The sequence below is a fragment of the Megasphaera sp. MJR8396C genome, from assembly GCF_001546855.1.
Lineage (GTDB): Bacteria > Bacillota > Negativicutes > Veillonellales > Megasphaeraceae > Megasphaera.
Map to the genome: position 1 here is coordinate 1 of NZ_KQ958143.1, position 25,028 is coordinate 25,028.

At 52.4% G+C, this 25,028-nt stretch carries 20 protein-coding genes and 1 other annotated feature; of the genes, 12 read left to right on the plus strand and 8 right to left on the minus strand.

Features of this window, described 5'->3' with window-relative positions:
• Window positions 1-87: 87 nt before the first annotated feature.
• The 5 genes from HMPREF3201_RS00005 to HMPREF3201_RS00025 form a co-directional block, all read right to left on the minus strand.
• A complete protein-coding gene (locus HMPREF3201_RS00005; protein WP_062411135.1) occupies window positions 88-1,029 on the minus strand; it encodes a 4Fe-4S cluster-binding domain-containing protein in 942 nt (313 codons plus the stop codon).
• A 288-nt stretch (window positions 1,030-1,317) separates the two neighbouring features.
• On the minus strand, window positions 1,318-2,067 hold the full coding sequence (locus HMPREF3201_RS00010) for an IclR family transcriptional regulator (protein WP_062411138.1): 750 nt from the start codon (window positions 2,065-2,067) through the stop codon (window positions 1,318-1,320).
• Between the two features lie 100 nt (window positions 2,068-2,167).
• Entirely contained in the window at window positions 2,168-3,211 is a 1,044-nt protein-coding gene (locus HMPREF3201_RS00015; protein ID WP_227163170.1) for an ADP-ribosylglycohydrolase family protein, read from the minus strand.
• A 505-nt stretch (window positions 3,212-3,716) separates the two neighbouring features.
• Complete coding sequence (locus tag HMPREF3201_RS00020; protein ID WP_082709357.1) at window positions 3,717-4,976, minus strand: pyridoxal phosphate-dependent aminotransferase; 1,260 nt, start codon at window positions 4,974-4,976, stop codon at window positions 3,717-3,719.
• A gap of 154 nt (window positions 4,977-5,130) precedes the next feature.
• Window positions 5,131-5,850: an MgtC/SapB family protein gene (locus HMPREF3201_RS00025; RefSeq protein WP_062411144.1), complete on the minus strand. Its 720-nt coding sequence runs from the start codon at window positions 5,848-5,850 to the stop codon at window positions 5,131-5,133.
• Between the two features lie 382 nt (window positions 5,851-6,232).
• Here HMPREF3201_RS00025 and HMPREF3201_RS00030 point away from each other — a divergent pair, with 382 nt between their 5' ends.
• From HMPREF3201_RS00030 to HMPREF3201_RS00085, 12 genes are all read left to right on the plus strand, one after another.
• Window positions 6,233-7,189 carry a hypothetical protein gene (locus HMPREF3201_RS00030; RefSeq protein ID WP_062411146.1) on the plus strand — a complete coding sequence of 319 codons (957 nt, stop codon included), beginning with the start codon at window positions 6,233-6,235 and terminating at the stop codon, window positions 7,187-7,189.
• A gap of 87 nt (window positions 7,190-7,276) precedes the next feature.
• The gene (locus HMPREF3201_RS00035) at window positions 7,277-7,870 is read left to right on the plus strand and encodes a DedA family protein (protein WP_062411148.1); all 594 of its coding nucleotides are present in this window, start codon (window positions 7,277-7,279) and stop codon (window positions 7,868-7,870) included.
• Window positions 7,867-9,426, plus strand: a complete 1,560-nt coding sequence (locus HMPREF3201_RS00040; RefSeq protein ID WP_062411150.1) for an ArnT family glycosyltransferase — start codon at window positions 7,867-7,869, stop codon at window positions 9,424-9,426. Before HMPREF3201_RS00035 ends, HMPREF3201_RS00040 begins: the two co-directional genes overlap by 4 nt.
• A 9-nt stretch (window positions 9,427-9,435) precedes the next feature.
• A complete protein-coding gene (locus HMPREF3201_RS00045) occupies window positions 9,436-11,046 on the plus strand; it encodes an ArnT family glycosyltransferase (protein ID WP_062411152.1) in 1,611 nt (536 codons plus the stop codon).
• 16 nt (window positions 11,047-11,062) lie between these two features.
• Window positions 11,063-11,743 (plus strand): uracil-DNA glycosylase, encoded by a 681-nt coding sequence (locus HMPREF3201_RS00050; RefSeq protein ID WP_062411154.1) that lies wholly within the window; start codon window positions 11,063-11,065, stop codon window positions 11,741-11,743.
• A 186-nt stretch (window positions 11,744-11,929) separates the two neighbouring features.
• The gene (gene gltB, locus HMPREF3201_RS00055; protein ID WP_062411156.1) at window positions 11,930-16,492 is read left to right on the plus strand and encodes a glutamate synthase large subunit; all 4,563 of its coding nucleotides are present in this window, start codon (window positions 11,930-11,932) and stop codon (window positions 16,490-16,492) included.
• A gap of 250 nt (window positions 16,493-16,742) precedes the next feature.
• Window positions 16,743-17,507, plus strand: a complete 765-nt coding sequence (locus HMPREF3201_RS00060; RefSeq protein ID WP_062411158.1) for an SDR family NAD(P)-dependent oxidoreductase — start codon at window positions 16,743-16,745, stop codon at window positions 17,505-17,507.
• A 36-nt stretch (window positions 17,508-17,543) separates the two neighbouring features.
• Window positions 17,544-18,503 (plus strand): alpha/beta hydrolase, encoded by a 960-nt coding sequence (locus HMPREF3201_RS00065; RefSeq protein ID WP_062411159.1) that lies wholly within the window; start codon window positions 17,544-17,546, stop codon window positions 18,501-18,503.
• 2 nt (window positions 18,504-18,505) lie between these two features.
• The gene (locus tag HMPREF3201_RS00070) at window positions 18,506-19,492 is read left to right on the plus strand and encodes an AraC family transcriptional regulator (protein ID WP_062411160.1); all 987 of its coding nucleotides are present in this window, start codon (window positions 18,506-18,508) and stop codon (window positions 19,490-19,492) included.
• Between the two features lie 79 nt (window positions 19,493-19,571).
• Window positions 19,572-20,468, plus strand: coding sequence for a DMT family transporter (locus HMPREF3201_RS00075; protein WP_062411161.1), 897 nt, complete (start codon window positions 19,572-19,574; stop codon window positions 20,466-20,468).
• A gap of 83 nt (window positions 20,469-20,551) precedes the next feature.
• Complete coding sequence (locus HMPREF3201_RS00080) at window positions 20,552-21,439, plus strand: radical SAM protein (RefSeq protein WP_062411162.1); 888 nt, start codon at window positions 20,552-20,554, stop codon at window positions 21,437-21,439.
• A 20-nt stretch (window positions 21,440-21,459) separates the two neighbouring features.
• Entirely contained in the window at window positions 21,460-22,086 is a 627-nt protein-coding gene (locus HMPREF3201_RS00085) for a hypothetical protein (RefSeq protein WP_062411163.1), read from the plus strand.
• A gap of 113 nt (window positions 22,087-22,199) precedes the next feature.
• Here the strand turns inward: HMPREF3201_RS00085 and HMPREF3201_RS00090 are convergent, their stop codons facing one another.
• The 3 genes from HMPREF3201_RS00090 to HMPREF3201_RS00100 all read right to left on the minus strand — a co-directional run bounded on the left by HMPREF3201_RS00090 (window position 22,200) and on the right by HMPREF3201_RS00100 (window position 24,999).
• Window positions 22,200-23,204, minus strand: a complete 1,005-nt coding sequence (locus HMPREF3201_RS00090; protein WP_062411164.1) for a bile acid:sodium symporter family protein — start codon at window positions 23,202-23,204, stop codon at window positions 22,200-22,202.
• An 86-nt stretch (window positions 23,205-23,290) separates the two neighbouring features.
• Window positions 23,291-23,543 (minus strand) — a binding site (T-box leader).
• Between the two features lie 139 nt (window positions 23,544-23,682).
• Complete coding sequence (locus HMPREF3201_RS00095) at window positions 23,683-24,258, minus strand: uracil-DNA glycosylase family protein (protein WP_062411165.1); 576 nt, start codon at window positions 24,256-24,258, stop codon at window positions 23,683-23,685.
• Window positions 24,259-24,321: 63 nt separating this feature from the next.
• Window positions 24,322-24,999, minus strand: coding sequence for a DUF554 domain-containing protein (locus HMPREF3201_RS00100; protein WP_062411166.1), 678 nt, complete (start codon window positions 24,997-24,999; stop codon window positions 24,322-24,324).
• Between the last annotated feature and the right edge of the window lie 29 nt (window positions 25,000-25,028).

Below are 25,028 nucleotides of genomic sequence, written 5' to 3' on the forward strand. Positions count from 1 at the left end.
GTTTTATCATGCCTATTCGGCGCCAATAAACAAAAAGGGACTGCCGCGCTTGCAGCAATCCCTTATAGGTCTACACAGTCTATTCAATTAATGAAAAGCAGCACAGGCAGTCTTTAAGAACGGCAGATGTTTGCCAAGACCGGTCCGCGACGGCTGAAGCCAGCGGAGATCATAGGGTTCAAAGACGACCTTGCGGTAGGCTTCAAGATCAAGGGGCGTCCCATCCCAGTCGGAATGGATGGCACCATTCTGTTTGATCAGGATATCATAGAGGATGTCGTAATTCTTTCCGTCTTTTTCATCCCGTTCAATGACCGTGCTGTACGGCAGGGTCTTGTGATAGGTCAATTCCATCCCTTGATAATCAAAATGAAAACCGCAGCGCATACGGCAACCGTCGAGGCCCGTATACTCAGCGATATTTTTTAAGTCGTGAAGAATCTGATCATTTTCTTCTTCGTACAAGTTTTCCGGCGTCGTTTCCGTATAATCAAAGCGGAACTGAATCGACGCGCCATCGATTTTAATAAACCGATCCAGATACGGTTTTAGCTGGTCGACGGGGTACTTCTTATACAGGACACAGTTGATGCGGAAAGGAACGGCCAATCTCGTCAGGAGCTGATCATTCGATTCTTCCACATAATGCTGCATATGGCGTGAAACGTTGATGCACGTAATTTTATGCCGATTCCGCTGTGTAAAAGCGACGATATCGTCTTCCGTCTGCGTCTCAAAAACCGGAAGTGTCGTGTTGATATAGACCTTATGTGTCACGGGAATGCAGTCCAGCATGCGCTGCAGCGATTCCATGTCAGCAAAGGGTTCGCCCCCGGTAAAGACAAAATCACAAGAGGGGGTAATGCTGTCCATCAAGCGAATACTCCGGCAAATAGCTTCTTCCGAAAAGCCGGTCATGTCTTCATATTCAGCCTTGTTGATACAAAAAGGACAATGATTATGGCAATTGTAAGGCACAAAAATAGTAACCGTAGCGCCCCCATCGCGCGTTTTATATGGGTAGGCCACACGTGGCACTGTCGTTGCAGCCATACTGATTGTAGTTTGCATTCTTTTTCGCCTCGAATCATGGATAAGATCCCAAGCTGTTCCCACACTGCTGCAATTGAAAAGGAAAGATTTTTTCATTTCACAACAGACAATCTTGTGACCCGAATGTAGTATCCATGCCTATTGTACCATAAAAGTCCATTTCTGCAAATGCATGTAGTATATTCCCGTTTTGCATGATTTTTATACCAAACAATTCACATCGAAGAACATTTTTCGTTTATGGCAAAAGAAATCACGCCGGACTCAGTCCAAGGCTTGGCTGATGTCGCCGGCCGTCTTGATAACGGCCTCAATCGTAGTCTCCCGATTGGCATCTGCCACTCGTTCGGCCGGACCGGAAACACTGATGGCAGCGGTGATACGGCCGCTGCGAAAGATAGGAGCTGCCACACAGGCCATGCCGAGCTCAACTTCTTCCCGTTCAATGGCATAGCCGCGGTTGCGTATTTCGTCCAATTCCGGTAAGAGTTCCTTCCAATCGGTCACGGTATACTCCGTAAATTTTTTCAGGGTACAACCCGTATAGGACTGTCGATATTCTTCCGAAAAGGCCAGCAAGCACTTGCCCGATGCCGAACAGTAGGCAGGGCGGACGGCTCCGATGGGCGGCGCCGTATCGATGGTCCTGGGAGACTTGATCTTTTCCAAGATGATGTGCTGCGGATAGGCTGCCCCATTATGGGCAAAGGTCGTGATATGGACGCCTTCGTTGCACTGCAGGGACAAGGCCTTGGCATAGGGATAGGCGACTTTATGAAATTTATCTTTTTCGCGAAACAGCATCCCCAGGGCATACGCCTGCAGTCCGAGCCAGTACTTTCCCGTTTCTTCATCCTTTTGGATAAACCCGCGGTGTTCCAGCGTTTCCAACGTACGGCTGACCGTACTTTTATGGAGTTCCATGACTTTACTGATACGCGTTACACTGAGGGGCCGCTCTTCTTTTAAAAAGAGCTGTAAAACGGCCAGGGCCCGGTCAATGGATTCAATCATAAGCGCTCCCCCGATCCGGCATCATCACGACGCCAAGAATAATAATCTTAATTATATGGGATGCACACATAATGTCAAGAAAAAAGACGCAGAAGAACCATCAGTGACTGACAGCTTCTCCTTCCACTTGCTGCATCCGGTTGTGCTCATAGAGGCACTGCGACAATTTCCGGATTAAGACATCGCATTCCAAATTACAGCTCCAGCTCTTAGGAATCGCCTTATCGCCAAAGATAGTGCCCATAATGTTCCCGCAAATCGCTCCGCAGGTATCACTGTCGCCGTCTTGATTGCAGGCCATGAGGACGGCTTCTTTCAAGGTACCCGTCTTGAGCACGCAGTAGATGGATAAGGCCAGGGCCTCATCGGCTTTTTTCCCAAGGCCGATTTTTTTCATCGACCGGGCAGGATTGCGGTCGGTAACGGCTTCATCGATGGCATGCAGCAGCAATTTCAACAGGCGTGCGCCTTCGGGATCACGCTGCAGGATATGGAGGGCTCCGCCGAGAGCCGTACTGATATCCTTCCCTACCGCCAAGGATGCGATGATAGCGCTTATCGTCGCCGTCGACAGGAAAGCCTTGGGATTGCCGTGGGTCAGACTGGCCGCCTGAGATCCGACAAAAAAGGCCATCTCCGGATCGCCTTCATAAAAGAGCCCGATGGGAGCCGCCCGCATGACCGTGCTGTTGCCGCTGCTGTGATTGAGGGTTTCATCACGAGACAATTTTTTCCCCGATGCCAGGGCCGTCAGGCAGGTCTTCCCTGGAGAACGGCGGGCAAACAAAGCCTGTTCTCCCATCATGTCATATTCCAGGTCGACTTCATGGTCCTGGCGATTCATCCATTTTTCCTGTTCCGGGCGGATGATGCGCTCGGTCTGTGTGTAGTACCAGCGCATATAAGACCGGTACAGGCCTTCGGTCGGTTCCAGTCCGTCGTGATCGGCCCACAACATGCCGTCTGCCGTAAATAAGGACAGCTGGGTATCATCCGAAATGATACTTTTATTGCCGTTCTTGGCCGACTTTAAAACGGTCCGCAGTCCATAAGGGCCATACTTCTTATGAATCGTTTTCAAATCGTCTTTGCCAATAACAAACCCCAAAGCATCGCCGACAGCGCCGCCCAACATACAACCCATAAATCGATTCAATCCATCCATGCAGCTCACTGCTGCTAAAACACAGAAAACAGGAGTTCTTTTGTCCTATAACAAGATGTTCGCAACGGAGACGGACTTATTCCCCATATACAGTTGTTCTCCCAGAAGCGAAAGGGCTTACAAAACATTATACGGACGCAATCTTCCTATCCATGTCTGCAGAGGCAGCAGCAGTTGTCCCACCTTTCTCAATTTGTAAAGTAACACTCCGCTCAAGGGCCTCTGCCTGTGCTTGAGCATTGCTCCATATGGAATAAAAAAAGTTGCTCCGATGTTCCATATGCCGTGCCAAAAACGCTGCCCTCCCTACAGAGGACCTCGTCCGTTACCCGTTCTACTCACAATCTTTACAACTTTATATAAATAGTATATAATTATAAATTTGTACTTCCATTATACAGGTTCTGAGACATTTTTGCAAATAAAAAGGATGACCAATACAAAAACTTTGGTCATCCTTTTGTCTTTTATGGTAAAAAAATCTTTACTTAGCAGCCAGGCTTGCCGAATCCATCAGCGCCACCCGGTCGACGGCTTTTTTGATGGTCCCGGCAAGGCCCGTCATCTTGCTTTCAGCAATGGAGCAAATCCCAAGGCGAACGCCTTCAGCCAAAGGTACGGCAAAGATGAGGTCCTCTTGGAGCGCTTGGCATAGTGCCGTCGAATGAGCCGTCGGGACGGAAATGAAGAACCCGCCCTGATAAGGAACGTGCTGCAGGCCGCAGCTCCGTGCTTCTTCGACGAATACGGCCCCGCGGCGATGAAGTTTATCGGCAAAGGCCAATCGTTCGGCATCGAGGCGTGCTTTCAGGGACTGATCTCCGCGGATCTCCGTCAGCAAGGTCATGGCCGCCCGGTTAACATTAGACCAGGCCGTCCGGGCCGAATATTTGCCAAGATCGGCAAATTCGTCAATGACGTCTTTACTCGACGACACGCCGATGAGGGCGCCGGCTCGCTGACCGTACAGGGTATAGCCCTTCGACATGCTGAAGGCAAACATCGAAAAGATATGGGCCGGAAGGTTAGAGAATTGTTTCATAAAGGAGCGCACCTTATTCTTTTCACCGGCATAGGCAATGTAGGCGATGTCGACGAGAAGGCTCAGTCGCTTTCCCTGCTTTTCATGGAAACGGCAGACGTCGAGGACCTGGCGCCATTCTTCGTCGGACAGGGCAAACCCCGTCGGGTTGTTGGCCGGCGTATTGAGGATAATCAGCAAGGAATCTTGACTTTCAAGGGCCTCTGATACAGCCGCCGAAAAGGAAACGATATTAAAATGGCCCTTCGAATCAATCATGGAAAAAGGGCGGAGACGGCGGCCGATTTCCTGGCACAAAGCATCGTAAATATTCCAGCGCCAATTCGTCGTAAGGACGACGTCACCCACTTCAGAATAATTGGCAATGGCAATATGGATGGCCCCGGTACCGCCTGCCGTAGCGACGGCATCGGTGTAGCCTTCGGGGCGACAGTCTTCAAAGGCTTCCTCGATGGCCCCCTGACGGTAGGATTCTAACCCCAGCGGCGGTGCATAGGTGATAAAATCGCGCATTGGCAAGGCGCGGTAGAGTTCTTCTACAACGGGCAGACAGGCCAATTGTTCATCATCTCCGGCATAACAGCCGATGGCGGCGTTGACGACGCGCTCTGCCCCATACTGAGCGGCCGCTTCTCGTGCGGCGGCGCTGGCGGAAAACACGACGTCGCGTAAAACCTTTCCTTCTCTGCTTGCTGCTGCCATAATCGTCATCGTAAAAACCCCTCTCTATCTATCCATTCCCCTTTGACACGGCAAAGGTTCCAACGCTCTGCATTATAGCACCGAAACCGCCATTTTTATATAGGAAAGGGCGCAAAATACTGTATACATGAGAAGTATATTGTATACAGTATCTTCAAGGCCCGACAACGGCTTTTTTCTGACCGTCATCGGCATAAAAATCGGCTTCTTTTATGCCTTTCACGGCTAAGAGCTCACTGATGATTTCCGGCGCATCCAGATGGGACACGGCGGTCAATTCCAATTCAATCTCCGAAAAAGGTGCCTCATCGTCACTGTAATTGTGGAACTTTTTAATATGGAGCTGATGGTCGCTTACAAAACCGGACAGTCTCCGCGCTTGGCCGATATTGTTCTTCATGACGACATGCATGATATATTTTTTCCGGAACTGTCCTTCGAGGCGGGCGTCTAAGCGAACGAAGACGGTCAGGACTAAAAAGATAAGGGCCGTTGCCACGATCGATACGACCAGATAACCGGCACCGACGACAAGGCCGATGGCCGATACGGCCCAAACGCCGGCCGCCGTCGTAAGCCCGCGGACACTGCGTTCTTTCTGATTGGCCAAAATCGTTCCGGCACCGATGAAGCCGACACCCGATACGACCTGGGCGGCAATGCGCCCGGGGTCGGCATTGCGGTAGCCGAACTCAAAAAAATACTCCATGGCGACGTTGATAGAAATAATCATGCACAGGCAGGAGCCGACGCATACCAGCGTATGGGTCCGGAGTCCGGCCGACTTACTTTGAGACTGCCGTTCATATCCGATGATGGCCCCCAGGATGAGGGATATGACCAAGCGGATGATGCTGTCTTCTGTTGAAATCATAAAACAATCACTTCTTTCAAAACATTATTTTATATTCCTCAATAAATCAGAACTATGATATGATGAGTCCATAGAACCGCCTCCTGGCGACCTATTTATCGAACAAAAAGGCCGTGCCCCTTCTGACAGGGACTGAAGCCGGGCAAGTACACCCTATCAAGATGCCGATGGAAAGAAGGCGCGGGAGGAAGCACATCGTTCTTTCAACAGTGTATCATAAACCATGCCCCTTCGTCAGGCCCATTTAAAGCCCGTAAAGAAAGTTATTTTCAGAATATTTTTTACATCCGTTAAGAAAACGTTATAATATCACTATAGTATATAGAAGCAGTTCAAACCAGCGCTTCGGTTTTACTGCCCCTAAGAAAGAAGGTCACGAACTATGAATCGATTCATTTATTTCGATAACCTGCGCAGCTTATCGATTATATTGACCCTGGCCGCCCTATTACTTCCTTTGGGAACGGTCTTTTATGAAGAAAGCGCGGCCATTGCCATTGCCGCTGTCTTTTTTATCAGCGCCTATTTCGGTGCGTCCAAACTGCGGATACGAACGATCCCATTCTTTCTCAAAGATCGTTGGCACCGCTTAGGCCTGCCCCTCATCGTGCTGATCCTCTTTGGCATTGAAGAAAGACTCGTGACCGGCACCCTGCCCGTCGTATCGTGGGCCCTGGCCTGGCTGCTGCTGTTATTTGCCTTATTGAGCCTGGTAAAGAGGGCCGCTCACAGCTTCCTGCAGCAGCGAAAACTCGGCCGTCCGACCGCTCCGTTTCTAACGCTGTTTTTCCTCTTATGGGCAGCCGCCCTCTATGGCGCCCATCTGTTCCTGCCCCCATCGGTGATGATTCCCTATCTCGCCATCATCCGGCCCGATTGGCTGATCCTGTCCTTGTTTTCCTTCATCTTGGGACTTCAAGCCTTTCGCAGCCGCTGGTTTACGGCCAATGGATACGTCCCGTCTATGGGAAGCTTCATCGCCTTTATCGTCGTCCTGATAGCGAACAGCCTGCTGATGACCGGCGTCATCCCGACGATCCCCTGGGTAGCTGCACCCTTATCGGCTGCCCTTCCCATGACCGCCGTCTTAGGCCTGACAGCCTTCTTTCATCAGTATTTTAACGGCCATCGCCCGTGGTCCCAGTCTCTTCATCGCCTGGGTTACGGCTTATTCTTCATCAGCGAACCGATCATCATTCATACGACCTGGTTCCTCCACCCGCTGGCAGCTGCCTCGTGGTTGAAAACTTTATTGACCCTGCTCATTCTGGTCGTTTACAGTTACCTGCTTTGCCGATACGCCCTGCTCCATCTATCATGCTTTAAAAGCAAGGGCTAATTCGCATAGTGACTAGCCCGCACAGGCCATCTATGCTATGATATATCGTAAAGTTTATTTTTTAGTCACCCTAAGGAGAGTGCCTCATTGGATACGCTATTACAACTCATGGAATCGTATGGCTATATCGCCCTTTTCGTCGCTATGGTCTTAGAAAATGCTAATATCCCCATCCCCAGTGAAGTCGTGTTGGGCTTTGCCGGATTTCTCATTTCTCAGCAAATCTTCTCTTTTTGGACGACCTTCATCGTCGCCTGTCTGGCCGGCCTCGTCGGCTCGGTCTTAAGTTATTGGCTCGGTTCGTACGGCGGCCGCCCTTTGCTCTTAAAGTACGGCAAATACATCTTCTTTAACGAGCACAAATTCCAAATGGCAGAAAACATGTTCAATAAGTACGGCGGTGCTGCCGTCCTCATCTGCCGCTGCCTGCCCGGCGTCCGCACCTTTATCTCCTTCCCGGCCGGTGTCGCCCGCTACCCCTTCTGGAAATTCACGATCTTCACGATTATCGGCACCATCCCCTGGACCCTGCTTCTGGTATGGGCCGGATCGCTCCTCGGCAGTCATTGGCGCGACCTCATTCAGTACAATCACATCTTCCTTATCGTCATCGCCGTCGTCTGCGTCATCGCAGGGATCGTCTATTTTTGGCATAAACGCCGTCGGAGAAATGCCGCATGAAACAATGGTTATATGACAATCGTTACGGCCTCATCGTCGCCTTAGTGGCAGCAATTATTTTGCTGCCCTTTTTAGGTGCCGTGCCGCTCATGGATCCGGACGAACCGGTGTACGGTGAAACGGCCCGGGAAATGCTGGCTGCCGGCGACTGGCTATCGCCGCGCATTTTTGGCAATTTCTGGTATGACAAACCGCCTTTCTTTTACTGGCTGGAAATGATTTCATACAGCTTCTTCGGAGTCACGGACTTTGCCTCCCGCCTGCCCAGCGCCCTGGCCGCCATGGCAACGACGCTTTACATCTATGCAGCCGGCCGTGACATCTTCAATAAGCCGATTGCTGCCTTGTCATCTTTGCTGCTGGTAACCAGCTTCGGCTTCATGTATATCGGCAAGGCCGCCGTCACCGATATGACCCTGGTCCTGACCTTGACCGTCGCCATGATGTCCTTTTACCGGAAAAAATACTATACGGCCTATTTCTTCTGCGGCCTGTCGCTCCTGGTCAAAGGTCCCATAGGATACGCCTTTCCGGCCCTCATCATGCTGATTTACATCGCCTGGACCCGCCAATGGTCGCTGCTGAAAGACATGAAGATTCCCCAGGGAATCCTCTTAGCCTTTGCCGTCGGCCTACCCTGGTACGTCCTCATGTACAAGGTTCACGGCGAAGCTTTCTTAGACACGTTCATCGGCTACCACAACATCACCCGCTTTGCCGCTCCGGAACATCCCGGTCAGAACAGTCTTTTCTTCTTCATCCCGGTCTTATTAGCCGCCATGATGCCTTGGACGGTCTATCTCGGACCGGCGCTCCGGCGGTTGTTCAAAAAACGGGATCCCTTCCGCGACGCCCTGCAGTTCTGCCTGGTCTGGGCCGGGTTCATCTTCCTCTTTTTCTCCCTCTCGAAGACGCAGCTCGTCACCTATATCGCCCCCATGTTCCCGCCGACGGCCTATCTCATCGGCTGGTACTGGTATCGGTCCTATATTGAACGCTCCTTCCCGCGGGCCCTTCTGGCCGCATCCTACATACTCGGCATTTTGCTGCTGGCCTGCAACGCCCTTCCCTTGAGCCCGGGCGCAGCTTTCTTCCGACCCGCCATCGCCTGGGTATCGGCAGGGCTTACGGCCGCCCTCTTTCTACCGACGTATTTTTTATGGCGCCGCCGCTTCCGGATGGCCTTCATCGTCGCTACCGCCACGATGGTCTGTTTTTCCTGGGCCATATTCGGACATGTCATCCCACAGCTAAAGAGCTATGTCACGTCCTATGATACAGCCCAAATCCTACCTAACGTCTACGACGATCATTCCCAATTGTACATCGAAAAATTTCTCCGCCCGGGCATTACCTATTACAGCGGCAAGTCCGGGGAAGAATGGGACCCTGTAAAAAATCCCGAACTGGACACGCTCCTTACGCAGGACGAGAAAATTTTTCTCATCATGTCCAAAGCGACCTTTCATAAGCTGACCAAATCGAAGCCTTTAATCGACCGCTTCGGCATTGCCGGAGAAACGCCGTCACAAGTCATCCTCATCAATCACCCCTAGGAGGTACGTATGAAACAGTCATCCCTGCTAACCCTCATCTTTGCAGCAACCTTTCTGTTTCTGGCAGTCGGTATATCTGCCTTGGCCGTCACCGACCCCGTCGAATCCAATTACACCCTGACGGCCCTTGAAATGGTTCAGAGCGGCGACTGGATTTCGCCGCAGATCTATGGCATCTATTGGTACGATAAACCGATTTTTCTCTATTGGCTCCTGAGTCTGTCCTACAGTGTTTTCGGCGCCACGGACTTTGCTTCCCGCCTGCCGGCCGTCCTCTTTGGGGCCATGTCCTGCACCCTGGCCGCCTGGTTCGCCCTGCGCCAGACGCAGCGTACGGCAACGGCCGTTCTCTTTGCAGCCATGACGGCGACGTCCCTTGCCGTTTGGCTCATCAGCCGTTCGGTCATCACCGATCAGCCCTTGTTCTTCTTTAGCGGCGCCACCTTATTCTTTGCCTTTATCGGCCTTACGGAAGCCAAAAAGAACTATGTCATCGCCGCCTATGTCATGGCTGCCGGCGCCGTCCTCACCAAAGGACCGGTCGGCCTCGTCCTGCCCGGCTTATTTCTCCTCCTCTTTGCCATCATTCAGCGCAATGCCGCCTATGCCAAACGACTCTTTCCGCCGGTCGGCATCGCCTTATTCCTCCTCCTCGTCCTGAGCTGGTACGGCCCGATGTATCGCCTCCACGGTCAGGATTTCATCGATGGCTTCCTGGGATTTAATAACGTCGTCCGGGCTACGGTTTCTGAACACCCGAAAGACAACGTCTGGTACTACTATCTGGTCCTGGTTCCGGTCAGCCTCCTTCCCTGGACCGGCCCCTGCCTGTACGGCTTATGGAAACGGCGCCGTCGCGATGACACCTATGTGTTCATGGCCGTTTGGGCCATCGGGACCATTTTATTTTACAGCCTCATGGCTACGAAATACCCGACCTATGCCTACATCGCCAACTGGCCCTTACTCTATCTCGGCGCTTGGGCCATCGATTCTTTCCACCAAGAGGACCGCCATCGCCTCTGGCTCATCGTCATCATTCCGGCCCTCTTGTTCGGCCTTCTCTTTGCAGCACTGAACTTCTTTACCAGCAAAGCGCCCTTCCCCGTCGACGGCCTGTTACTGCTGACGATCTTCATCGCCATCATGGCCTTCCTCATCTTACTGGCCTGGTGGCAAAAAGCCTATATCGCCCTGCCCATTCTCATTACGGCCATGACTGCCGTTACCTATCTCATCGTAACCTTCCAGGTGTTGATCCCCTTCTATCAATACCGATCGGCCCAAAGCCTGACTACGGCACCCATAACGGGACAGGCCTACTTCTTTGAAGAGTATCGGACGTCTTACCCCTATTACACGGGAAAGACCGCCATCTGGACGTCAGCCGGAAAGTCCGATAAAAATTCTACACAAAAGCGCGACGCCGTTTGGGCAAAAAAATATCTCTACCCCAAGGAAGAAGAAGCGTCCGTCATCAACCGTCTGCAAAATCATCAGGACCTGACTCTCATCGTCCCCCGCAGCCAATACCAAAATTATCTGGCCTCGAACTTTGCCCCCTTGACCCGCGAAACGGCACACGTCGGCTCCTACTATCTCTTTACGCCGGCGCCATAGCCAGAAAGGGAATATCATGAAAAACCTCATCCATACACTTTGCGATTACCATGAACCCGGCGTTTTCAATCCCTGGTCAGAATATGACGAGCAGTGCGACATCGGCCCGGCAGCGCCGGATATCCGCTGCCGTCAGCTCCGGGATTATCTGGAACCTCGCCTGCATCGTGCCCGCATTTTGCTCATTGCCGAAGCCGCCGGTTACCAGGGATGCCGCTTTACGGGCATTCCCATCACCTGCGAACGGATGCTCCTCGATGCGCATAAACAGATCTCGTCATCGATCATCCTCGGCCGGCAGGGAGAACGGACGAGCCGCCCCGACTGCACTTTCATGACCAGCCGCCCCCAACAGGACAAGGGGATGAACGAACCGACTGACACCTATGTTTGGGGCGCCATCGTCGATAACGGCCTCGATCCAAAGGACGTCCTGCTGTGGAACATTTTCCCCTTCCACCCTCATAAAAAATCGCCCTTTTCCAACCGCACGCCGAGTGATGCCGAACTGGCTGCCGGCCTTTCTTATGCCAAAGCCCTGCTCCATCTCTGCCGGCCGGACATCCGCGTCGCCGCCATTGGCCGAAAATCGGCAGAAACCCTAGAAGCCGCCGGTATTTCGGCTCAGTCCATGCGTCACCCGGCCAACGGCGGAGCTTCCTTGTTCAGGAAACAATTTTCACGTTTTTCTCTTTAATTCTTTTTAAAATAACAATAAATTCGTTTTACACATTAAAATTATCGGTATTTTTGTTCATATATTCAAAAAAGTCATTGCATCGTCCTTACAAATCGTCTATAATCATAGATGCACCACAGTATCCACGAGCCCTCTCTCATACAGTGACGGCTCGTTTTTATATACGCAAAGGGGGACTTGTCTATGAACAAAAAAATGCGCGATCTGCCGGAGCCGCAAGGCCTGTATGATCCGTCATACGAACACGACGCCTGCGGTATCGGTATCGTTGCCAATATAAAAGGGATAAAATCATACAGCATCATCGACGACGCCCTTACGATTTTAGAAAATCTACGCCATCGCGGCGCCGAAGGAGCCGATGCCAACAGTGGTGACGGCGCCGGTATCTTGGTTCAGATACCGCACCAATTCTTCTGCCGTGAATGCGGCGTCTTAGGCTTTACCCTTCCCGACGAGGGCGACTACGGCGTCGGCATGATTTTTGCCCATCGCTATAAAACATTTCGTAAGGAACAAATGGATGCCTTTGAAGATATCGTCCGTTCCGAAGGCCTTTCTATCCTCGGCTGGCGCGACGTCCCCGTCGATGAAAGCCTGATCGGCAATATCGCCAAAAAAACGTGTCCCCATTTTCTGCAGGTCTTTATCCGGAAAGACCCGACCATGAAGACCCAGATGGACTTTGAACGAAAATTGTACGTCATCCGTAAACTGGCGGAAAAAGCAATCGTTCCCAAAAGCCAGGAACAGGGAACGGATTTCTATATTGCCAGCCTGTCGTCGAAGACTATCGTCTATAAAGGCATGCTGACGTCGGTCCAGCTGCGCCACTTCTTCCTCGACTTATCGGACCTCGACTTCATCACGTCCATGGCCCTCATCCACTCCCGGTTCAGTACCAATACCTTCCCCAGCTGGGCTAGGGCCCATCCGAATCGCTACATCGTCCACAATGGGGAAATCAATACGATCCAGGGCAACATCAACTGGCTCAATGCCCGTGAAGGCAAGTCAAAATCGGCCTTCTTCCCGGACATGGAAAAAGTATTCCCCGTCGTCGACGATACGGGCAGCGACTCGTCCATGTTCGACAACTGCCTGGAATATCTCTACATGACCGGCCATTCTCTGCCTCATGCCATGATGATGATGATTCCGGAACCATGGGAACGGGATCCCCTCATGAGCCCGGAAAAGCGCGACTTCTACCGCTACCATAACTTTATGCTCGAACCCTGGGACGGGCCGGCGGCCATCGGCTTCTGCGACGGCACGGTCATCGGCGGCATGCTCGACCGAAACGGCCTTCGTCCGGGCCGCTATTACGTCACCCTCGACGACCGGGTCATCGTCAGTTCTGAAGTCGGCGTCGTCACCATTCCGCCCCAAGACATCCTTTATAAAGGGCGCCTCGAACCGGGTAAGATGCTCCTCGTCGATACGAAAAAGCAGCGCATCATCGGCGACGATGAAATCAAACACGAAATCGCCTCCGAACACCCCTATGCCGACTGGTATAAAGAACACATCACCGACCTGGACGACCTCATGGATAATCAGGCCCTGCCTCACAGCGAAGCCATCATCCCTTACGATTTAAAAGAACAGGAAAAGGTCTTCGGTTACACCCAGGAAGACATGGACAAGGTCATCCTGCCCATGGCCCGCGACGGCCACCACGCCATCGATTCCATGGGCGTCGACGTCCCCCTGGCGGTCTTGAATGACAGGCCCCAGCTCTTATATGATTATTTTAAAGAAAATTTTGCCCAGGTAACCAATCCGGCCATCGACGGCGTCCGTGAAAAGACAGTCATGTCGTCATCGATCATGGTCGGTAACGTAGCCAATATCATGGAACCAAACGAAGCGTCGACAGCGGCACTCTACTTGAAGACGCCGATTTTGACCAATGAACAACTGGCGGTCATCAAGTCACTCATGACGCCCAAACTGCACACGGCGACCTTATCCATGCTCTATCCCGTCAACAACGGTGCCGAAGGGATGGAAACGGCCATCGAATCCCTGTGCATCGACGCCTTGAAGGCGATTAAAAATGGAGCCAACATCCTGGTCTTATCCGACCGGGGCATCAACTCCCGTATGGCAGCCATCCCGGCCCTCTTGGCCTCGGCCGCCCTCCATCACTACCTCATCGACAAAGCCGTCCGCTCCGACGTCGGCCTGGTCCTGGAATCGGGAGAACCGCGCGAAGTCCATCATTTCTGTACCCTCATCGGCTACGGAATTACGGCCATCAATCCTTACATCGCCTTAGAATCGATCAAAGAACTGATTGCCGGCAAAAAACTCCCCCGCCTCGACTATGAACAGGCCCGTCAGAACTATATCGACGCTGCCGTAAAAGGCATCTTAGCCGTCATGTCCAAGATGGGGATTTCGACCATTCACAGCTATCACGGCGCCCAGATTTTTGAAGCCGTCGGCATCAGCCGCGACCTCATCGACAAGTATTTTTGTCATACGCCGTCCCCCATCGAAGGACTGGGCATCGCCGAAATCGCTGACGAAAACGCCATGCGCCATCAAGAAGCCTACCAGACCGGCGATACTTTGGACCGCGGCGATTTTTACCAATACCATAAAGGCGGCCAGCCTCATATCATCGATCCGGAAACGGTACAGCTCTTACAGAAAGCCGTCCAGACCAACGATTATGCCACCTATAAACAGTACGCCGCTCACGTCAACCGAGAAACCGTTTTCCGCCTGCGGGACCTCCTCGACTTTGAATACCCTGCTGGCTGCAGCATCCCTATCGAAGAAGTCGAGTCGGCCGATGCTATCGTCAAACGCTTCCGCACCGGTGCCATGAGCTACGGCGCCCTCAGCAAAGAAGCCCACGAATGCATCGCCACGGCCATGAATCGCCTCGGCAGCATGAGCAATACCGGCGAAGGCGGTGAAGACGCAGCCCGTTTCCATACTGAAAAGAACGACGGAATCAAACAAGTCGCCTCGGCCCGCTTCGGCGTCACCAGCGACTACCTCATCCACGCCGATGAACTGCAGATCAAATGCTCGCAAGGGGCCAAGCCCGGTGAAGGCGGCCATCTGCCGGGCAATAAGGTCTACCCGGATATTGCCAAGACCCGTCACGCCACAACGGGCGTCGCCCTCATTTCACCGCCGCCGCATCACGACATCTACTCCATTGAAGACTTGGCCGAACTCATCTTCGATTTGAAAAATGCCAATCGCCGGGCTTCCATCGGCGTAAAACTGACGGCCGGCGCCGGTATCGGCACCATCGCTGCCGGCGTCGTCAAGGCCAAGGCCGACTCGATCGTCGTCAGCGGCTACGACGGCGGTACCGGGGCCTCGCCGCGCACGAGCCTGCGCCATGCCGGCCTGCCTTGGGAAATCGGCCTTTCCGAAGTCCAACAGACACTTCTCCTCAACAGCCTGCGCGACCGGGTCACCTTGGAAGTCGACGGCAAGCTCCTCACCGGCCGCGACGTCGCCATTGCCGCCTTATTCGGCGCTGAACGATTCGGCTTCGGTACGGCTCCCCTCCTTGCTATCGGCTGCCACATGCTGCGTGTCTGCCATCTCAACACCTGCCCTTACGGCGTCTGCACCCAGGATGAAAAACTGCGCAAGCGCTTCAAGGGCAAACCGGAATACATCATCAACTTCATGCATTTCGTCGCCGAAGACCTTCGAGAAATCATGGCCCGCCTGGGATTCCACACCGTCGAAGAAATGATTGGCCGTTACGACTGCTTAAAACAGAAGGACCACGTCGGTCATTGGAAGGCCAAGACGGTTAATCTGAAAAATCTCTTATACCGACCTTATACGGACGTCTCCGTCGGCCATCACTTCACGACTCCCCAAGACCATCAGATCAATACGACCCTCGATATGTCCAAACTGGTCCGCATGTGCCGGCCAGCCTTGGAACAGCAGAAGCATATCCGGGCCCGCCTGCGCATTCAAAACACCGACCGCGTCACAGGGACCATCCTCGGCAGTGAAATCACCAAAGCCTACGGCGAAAAAGGCCTTCCGGAAGACACGATTGCCTTATCCTTCGTCGGCTCTGCCGGACAAAGCTTCGGCGCCTTCATTCCCCACGGGCTGACCTTGTCCCTTGAAGGCGATGCGAACGACTATTTGGGTAAAGGCCTCTCTGGCGGTAAGATCATCGTCTCGCCGCCGCGGGAATCGGTCTTCCCCGCCGAAGACAACATCATCATCGGCAACGTCGCCTTCTATGGCGCTACCAGTGGCGAAGCCTATATCAACGGCACGGCAGGTGAACGGTTCTGCGTCCGCAACAGCGGCATCGATGCCGTCGTCGAAGGCGTCGGCAATCACGGCTGTGAATACATGACCGGCGGTCGGATCCTCATCCTCGGCAAAACAGGACACAACTTTGCAGCCGGTATGTCCGGCGGTATCGCCTATATCTACGACTTAGACCCGAAAAAATGCAACACCGATTTAGTAAAATTGGAAACCCTCACCGATGAAGCCGAAAAAGAAGCCGTCAAGGCGATGTTAGAAAAACACGTCCGCTACACCGACAGCAACTTAGGCCATATTCTCCTCGAAAACTGGGATGACACGGTAAATCATTTGACCAAGGTTATCCCCGAAGCGTATGAAGAAATGGTAGCCCTCATCGAAAAGGCCAAAGCCGACGGCCATTCCGACGAAGAAGCCCATATGATTGCCTTCGAAAAGAAACACGGTAAGAACGGTAAAAAGTAATAAGAGAAACGACCTCGCAAATCACACCCGATGCCTATCTTCATGAATACGGTATCGGATCAGACTGCGAGGTCATTTTTTATCATTCACTTGGCGCGATTTGTTGTCTTATTGGCGTAAAAAGATATGTTCATGGCGTCTATTTCCGGGTACAATAAGGCTGTAAAACACACCCATCGAAAAACAGTCAGGAGGGATCTACATGACAACCGATATGAAAAGCCAAGACTAAAGAGGAAAACTAGCGCTCATCACCGGCACCTCGAGCGGCCTTGGCAAAGAACTGGCCTACATCCATGCCCGGCGCGGCGGCAGTCTCATCCTCGTCGCCCGCAGGCAGGACTTGCTCGAAGCACTGGCCCGTGAACTTCAAGATACATACGGTACCACCGTATATATCATCTCAAAAGACTTGTCGAAAGAGACGGCACCGGAAGAAATTTATGCCGAAGTCCAGGCCAAAGGCCTTCAGGTAGATTATCTTATCAACAATGCCGGTCTCGGCGGCCAAGGCGCTTTTGCAGAACGCTCGATGGAAATCGACATGAACCTCATTGCCGTCAATATCATCTCCTTGACGAAAATGACAAAACTCTTCCTGCCCGACTTTTTAAAGCGTAAATCAGGGCGCATCCTCAACGTATCTTCAACGGCTGCCCTGATGCCCGGCCCCCTGCAGGCCGTCTACTACGCCTCGAAGGCCTACGTCACCTCCTTAAGCAATGCCATCTGGCAGGAAATCCAAGGAAGCGGCGTCACCATGACCCTCCTGATGCCGGGCGGCATGGACACTGGATTTGCCGCCGCCTCAGGCCTGCAGAATACCAGTCTTGCCAAACAGATGGTATTTTCTCCACGTGAAATCGCAGAGCCGACCTATGCGGCCATGCTGCGGGGACAGATGGAGCTCATCGAAAAGTTGAATTTCATCCAAAAACTCTCGTTCAAGCTCCTGCCCTTCCTGCCCAAAAAGCTGATCATGAAACAGATTTATAATATGCAGCAGTCAACATAAATTTTCCTTTATTAAAAACAGAAAGAAGGTATCCTGATGTATTACTATGATGAAGTCCTTGACAACAGCCACGTCAACGTAAGCCACACGACGTTTCTCCACGATTCCATCCCCATCGCCGCCAACGTCTACCTCGATCCCAATAAGGAAAAGCCCGCTGCCGGCTATACGGCCATCGTCATCGGCCATCCGACGGGAGGCGTCAAAGAACAGACAGCCGGTGTCTATGCCGTAAAATTGGCCGAACTCGGCTTCCTGACACTGACTTTCGACGCTGCCTATCAGGGCGAAAGCGGCGGCTCGCCCCGTTACTTGGAAGACCCGGCAGCCCGTGTCGAAGACTTTCGCTGCGCCTTGGACTATCTCTTATCCCGATCTGACGTCAACCCCGATACCATCGGTGTCCTGGGAATCTGCGCCTCCGGCGGCTACGCCATCCATGCGGCCCAGACCGACATCCGCTTCAAAGCCATCGCCACGGTGAGCATGGCCGATTTGGGCGACCTCTTCCAAAACGGTCTCCAGCGCACACAGACGGAAGACATGAAGGCAGCCTTCCGGCAGCAAATTGCCGAACAGCGGACAAAAGAAGCCAGGGGTGAAACCGTCGTCTACAGTCCCTTTGTCCCCAGAACGGCTGAAAACGCAGCCTCCATGCCCAAAGATTATCGCGAAGGTTATGAATATTACCGGAATTCTCCGGCAGCCCATCCCAACGCACCGAGTCAGTTCGTCCTGTCCCGGGCTTCACGCATCTTAGATTTCACCGCCTTGAGTCACGTCGACGCCCTGTCCCCGCGGCCGCTGCTCCTCATTGCAGGCACGGAAGCCCAGACCCGCTATTTTTCAGAAGAAGCTTTTGAAAAAGCAGGACCGGAAAAGGAACTCTATTGGGTCGCCGACGCCACGCATATCGAAATGTACTATAAGACGGAATACGTCGATGCCGCCGTCAATAAACTGGATGAATTTTATACCGCCAAGTTAGGAAAATAATGATGAATGATAAATTCTTATTGAGCGGTCAATATCGGGAACTGTTGAGTAAGCACGGCATCGACGTCGGCGCCGCCCTGCGCCGGGCGCACCAGCCGGAAGATTTGTTTGCCCATCCGTCTCCGTCCATGACTACGGCGGGCTATCATGATTTCATGGAAGCCATTGCCGGCCAGATAGAAGACGACGAACTGCCCATTGCCATCGGATCTTCTGATAAAATAGAAATGTTCTCGCCTCCCATTTTTGCAGCCTATTCCAGTCCCGACGGCAGAGAATTTCTCCATCGCCTGGTAAAATATAAACGGCTCATCTGCCCTCTTCTCTTTGAAATCACCGAAACCGATGCCGGCCTTCAGCTGACCATTTCCATGCCGACCGATCCGCGGAAAATGCCGCCGTTCCTGGCGGAGACAGAGTTCGTCTTCATCTTGAGTCTCTTGAGAAGGGCCACCAAAACCGACATCCGACCCGTATCCCTGATACTGGAAGTCCCCCCTCCCGGCCAGGCTTTCGAAAAATTTGCCGGCATCGCCGTCAAGAAAGGTACCGCCAACAGCATCATCTTTCGCCCGGTCGATTTAGAAATCCCCTTCATCAGCCGCAACGATGCCATGTGGGAATATTTTGAGCCTGAACTGAAGCGCCGCCTTTCCGAAATGACCTTGGAAGACAGTTTTCAAGTCCGCGTCCGCAGCGCCCTCATCGACCTTTTGCCGGGCGGAACGGCCTCCATCGACTTGGTAGCCCAAAAGCTTGGACTGAGCCGGCGATCGCTCCAGCGCTTTCTTTCCAATGAAGGGACGACCTTCCAAAAAGAGCTGGATCATACCCGCTTTCTCCTGGCAAAACAGTATCTGCGCGACCCGTCGCTCACCCTTGCCGACATGACCTACCTTCTGGGGTATCAGGATGTCAGCACCTTTCAGCGGGCCTTTCATAAATGGACCAACATGAGCCTCACCCAATATAAAGAAACACACCGATAACCGACCTCCTCTTGCTAGCGACCAATCACTCGTGTATACTAAAATGACAATGTACATCGCAGGCAGAGGAGGTTTTAGCATGACAAAAACACAGCACGGCATCATGGCTTGTGTCATCGGAGCGACGACGTGGGGTATCAATGGCGTCGTCAGTCAATTCTTGCTCTCCAATTATCCCGTTGAGCCATCGTGGGTAGCCACGATTCGAATGAGCCTGGCAGGCTTGCTCCTGACACTGATGGTCATCCCGAAAAAAAGCCATTTAATCCGCCAAATGCTGCACGACCCGATCAGTCTGCGGCACTTAATTATTTTTTCCATCTTCGGCCTCATCCTAAGCCAATTTGCCTATTTATCGTCCATAAAAAATTCTAACGCCGGCACGGCGACGGTATTGCAGACGCTATGTGTCGTCTTCATGTCGCTGTATCTGGCCGTGCGCTTTCGCAAGCAGCCAACGACGAGGGAAATTATCTCGGTCATCCTGGCCTTTGGCGGCGTCTACCTGGCGGCGACACAGGGCAATCCGTCGACGATGGTCCTCTCTCCCCTGGGCCTTGCCTGGGGCCTGATCGGCGCCGTCTCCTGCGTGACCTACCCGGTATTATCCCAAGGACTGGCTGCCCACTGGGGCGCCCTCATTACCAACGGCCTGGGCATGATCATCGGGAGCATCGTCTTAGGCCTGTCGACACAGGTGTGGACGAACTGGCCGACCCTCGATATGATGGGCTGGATGGCCGTAGCCTTCATCGTCATCGTCGGAACAGCCATTTCCTTTACGGCCTTCGTTACCGGCATCAGCGAAATCGGCCCCATGAAAGCGACCTTGATCGGAACACTGGAACCGGTCATCGCCTCGGTAACGTCAGCCATCGTCCTGGGAACGACCTTCCATCCCGTCGAACTCGTCGGCTATGCCTGTATCATCGCCACGGTATTCATCATCATCCTTCAGAAAAAAACGCCAGCATAATCTGTTTCGTAATGCGTATTTTTCGTGTATAATAGAGTATATCTGAGTATCCTATATACGCTTTATTGAAAGGTGTGATTCTTATGATCATTGACGATGCCGGCGGCCTCGTTTTTCGCCCGCCCAGTGAAGCCCGCAGCTTTATCCTGCGCGTAACCATCGGCTGTTCTCATAATACTTGCCGTTTTTGCAATATGTATAAAGCCTCGAAATTCCGCATCCGCCCCCTCGAAGAAATCGAAGGAATCATCGAACGCGGTGCCGAAGCCTTGCCTTTTATCCGCCGCATCTTCCTGGCTGACGGCGATGCCCTGGTCCTTCCGACCGACACCTTGATCGCCATCATGGAAAAATGCTACGAAAAATTCCCGAAGCTCACCCGTATCGGCGCCTATGCCACGCCGGCCGACTTGATCCGCAAGACGCCGGAAGAATTAAAGCGACTCCGCGAAGCAGGCCTGGCCATCGTCTACATGGGTATTGAAAGTGGCGACGACGACGTCCTGACCTACGTCGACAAGGGGACGACAGCCGACCTTACCATCGAAGCGGGCAAAAAAGCCCTCGCCGCCGGTATGAAACTGTCGACGATGATTCTCCTCGGCCTCGGCGGCCAGGAACGGACGGTAGAACATGCCCTCCACACGGCTCACGTCGTCTCGGCCATCAATCCGACCATGCTCAGTGCCCTGTCCCTCATCATTCCCCATGAAGTCCCCCTCTACGACGATGTCGTAAAAGGCAAATTCACGCCCTTGACGGCGCGGGGATTCCTCAAGGAACTGGACATGATCCTGCGCCATACGGATATGACCAGCCCCTGCATCTTCCGCAGTAATCACGTATCAAACCTCTTCCCCGTCGGCGGCACCCTGCCCATGGACAAGGAAAAGATGCTGGCTGCCCTGGAACAGTATATCCCTCTGGCCGACGATACGCGTCCCCTTTTAAACGATAACGGCAATTTCTAATGTAACGGGAGGTGATCTCCATGAAAAAAATCGTCCTTCTGCTCCTCTTCTTCCTGCTCTCAGCCATCGCCGTCAGCGCTGACAGTGTTCGCTTCGACAACATGCGCACCGTCGTCATCGCTGATACGACGCAGGACAATTACGCGGCCCGATATATGAAACGAGCCCTGGTACAGCCTTTCCGCATCCCCTATTGGAACCGCATCGACACCCCGGCTATCTTATCTCCGTCGGACGTGACCGAAGAAAACCTGCGAAGGCTGGCCTCGCAGTATAAGGCCGATGTCGTCCTGGTTCCAGTCGTCCAGACCTGGTACTGGCGCCAGTTCATGAGCGGCTACCGCCTTCGCGCCGACAGTGAAATGTATACCGAATACCGCTATCGCCTGACGGTCTACGCCTACGACAAGCGGACCGACCGGATGAGCAGCTATTCCGACAGCGGCCGCGACATCGAATCGACGTCGATTTTAAACAATCCTGACGACGTCCTCTATCCGGCCATGGCCCGCATCTTACAGAAGCTCCCGTATAAACGAATCCCGACTGATATCGAAACGACGAGCAGCACCATTCCGGGCCTGCAGACAAAAACGACGGACGGCGGCGCTAAAATCCTGACCAATACCTTCCCCCAGTCCATTTAAGAAAGACGGGAAGATACAAAAGGCTCTTTTCGCCTTACCATTTTTTATACAGTAAAGCACCATTCCCTTTAACGGAATGGTGCTTTTTAGTGTAGTCGTTACGCTGATTCAATTTAGTGATTGCCCGGAACCATATCGACGACAGCTTGAGCCTGAAGTTTCGCTTCGCTGTTTTTCTTTTCGCGAGCTTCCATATGACGAGCAAAGACACCGGCTAAGATGGATCCCGTTACCTGATGGACAAGGGCTCCGACGGCAGCCGGAATCGCGACTGCCGGGGCAAAGAATACCGATACCAGGGAAATAGCCAGGGCATCGTTCTGCATCCCAACTTCAAGGGTAACCGAATGCTGCTGCTTTTTTCCAAGTCCGAGCAGACCCGTAACGACATATCCCAGGAGGAAACCACCGAGGTTGTGAAGGAGGACCATGACGATGACGAAGACACCCATATCCAGAATCTTAGCCCCGTTGACGGCAATGACACCGCCGAGGATAACTAAAACGCCAAAGGCGGAAACGAGGACCAAGATCTTCGACAGAGAGACGACGTGTTTTTCTCCCATGAGTCGATGTGCTAAGAGGCCCAAAACCAGAGGAACCAAGATGACTTTCATAACCGTCATGGCCATGGCCGTAAAGGATACTTCAACCCACTGTCCGGCCAAGCCCCAGACGATAAAGGGCATCATGATCGGCGCCAAGAGTGTCGAGCAGGTTGTAATCGAAACCGACAAGGGAACGTCGGCCTTTGCTAAGAAGCCCATGACATTCGACGCCGTACCACTCGGGCAGGAACCGAGGAGAATCATGCCGACGGCCATTTCCGGCGGCATTTCAAAAGCCAGGACCAGACCATAGGCCAGGAGAGGCATGATGGTGTAATGAGCGGCACAGCCGACGAGAACTTCCTTCGGCCGCTGGACGACCAATTTAAAGTCGCTGGCGTGAAGCGTCATGCCCATACCGAACATGATGATTCCCAACAAGAGAACCGTATGAGGCACGGCCCATAAAAAGGCGTCCGGCATGAAATAAGCTGCCACCACGACGACGAGGACGATGTACGTCAAATTCTTTCCCACAAAACCGCTTAACTTTCCGATGAAATCCATCATAGTAAGGCACATCCTTTCAAATCTCACTGAATAATATACAAATACGCAAACGGTTTTGATGGAGCAAAAAAAGGCTTTGCCTCTCATAAAGAGACAAAGCCTTCACTCTGCGGTACCACTCTTATTGTCATAACGACCACTTTTCCAGCATCTCCGGGGTTCCCCTTCTAATGCCTGGCTGGATAACGGTTGCCTGCCGGCTGCGTCTACTAGCAAATCTGCGTTCGGGCAGCAGCTCCTGGATGATGTTTCATGTCGATTGGCCATCCTGCCTCTCAGCTTTCAGCAGGTCTCTGTCATGGCGTCCCTGACACTACTTTTTCCATTCAACACTGTTCTGTATTTGTTGTTGTAATTATACAGCCCTTCTCGCCAGTCGTCAATAGATTATTAAGTATTTTTTCATGTTATATATCTAAGTTAAGTTTTACAAAATGTAATCTTATCTATTATAACGTTTTACTAGAGAAATTCTTCTTTACGCCAGAATCTGGGCAATCTTTTGCTGCAGCACCGGAACGACGTCGGCTTTAAACCAGGGATTGGCCGCCTGCCAGCGGAAATTGAGAGGACTGGGATGGACGATAGGGAAATAATCGGGTAAATAAGCCGCAAAATTATGCACCGTTTCAGTCAGATTGCGCCCCTTCCGCCCCTTCAAATAATAATCCATGGCATATTTCCCAATCAGTATCGTCAGAGACACATCGGGCATGAGGGCTAGGATATCCGGATGGTATTCGGTGGCAATGAATTTGCGCGGCGGTTTATCGCCGGTCTTGGCCTTACCGGGGTAGTAAAAATCCATGGGCATGATAGAAACAGCCTTCGAGTAGAAAACAGACGCGTCGATGCCCATCCAATCCATCAAGGTTTCACCGGACTTGTCATGAAAGGGAATGCCCGATTCCTCGACCTTTCGGCCTGGAGCCTGGCCGATAATCAAGATCTTAGCTTCTTCATGAATCTGAAAAATAGGCCCAATGCCTCGTTCCGTATAGTCTTTATTTCGTTCATCGCGACGCAGCTGGTCGATAACATCCTGTAAGTTCATAACGCAAGTCCTCCTTTTTTGAAAAAAGGCAGAAATCGGTAGCCCAATCTCTGCCCAAAAATATTATATTAAAAAGTTATAGTAAATGATGGGGATAAATAAGGCCGGCAAGAAATCGGCAACCTTGAATTTCGTCATTTGAAGCATGTTGAGGGCGATAGCCAGGATCATGAGACAGCCGACGGCGTTGAGTTCGCGAACGACGTCGGTTGTCATCAAGGGCATAAAAAAGGTAGCCAGGACGTAGAACACCGTTTCGTAGAAAAAAAGGACGATGCCGACGGGGACAACGCCAATCCCGTATAGGGCACCGAAGATAAAGGACGACACAGAGTCAATGGCGCTTTTAAAATAGAGCAAGTCATTGCTCCCCAAAGCCGCCTGAATGGGGCCGATAATAGCCATGGCGCCGATAGTTTCCATCATCGATAAGGTCACAAATCCTTTGACAAATTTAGAATCATCACCGCGGCTCAAATGCTTTTTCAGAAATTCACCGAATTGATTCATCCGGTCTTCGATGCCGATAGCCGTTCCAATGAGGGTGCCGATGACCATGCTGGCCAAGACGAGGAGCAAATTTTGACTTTGAACCGCGCCTTGAATCCCCATGGCGGACAGACCCAGGGCAATGACGCCTAAAATGGCCGTCGTAAATCGTTCAGAAATCCGATTATTCAGCCCGACCCCGAGAAGCGCTGCCAAGGACGAAGTCACTGCATTGACAATAATACCGATCATAGTTCTGCCTCCTGACTCATTGACTGTGT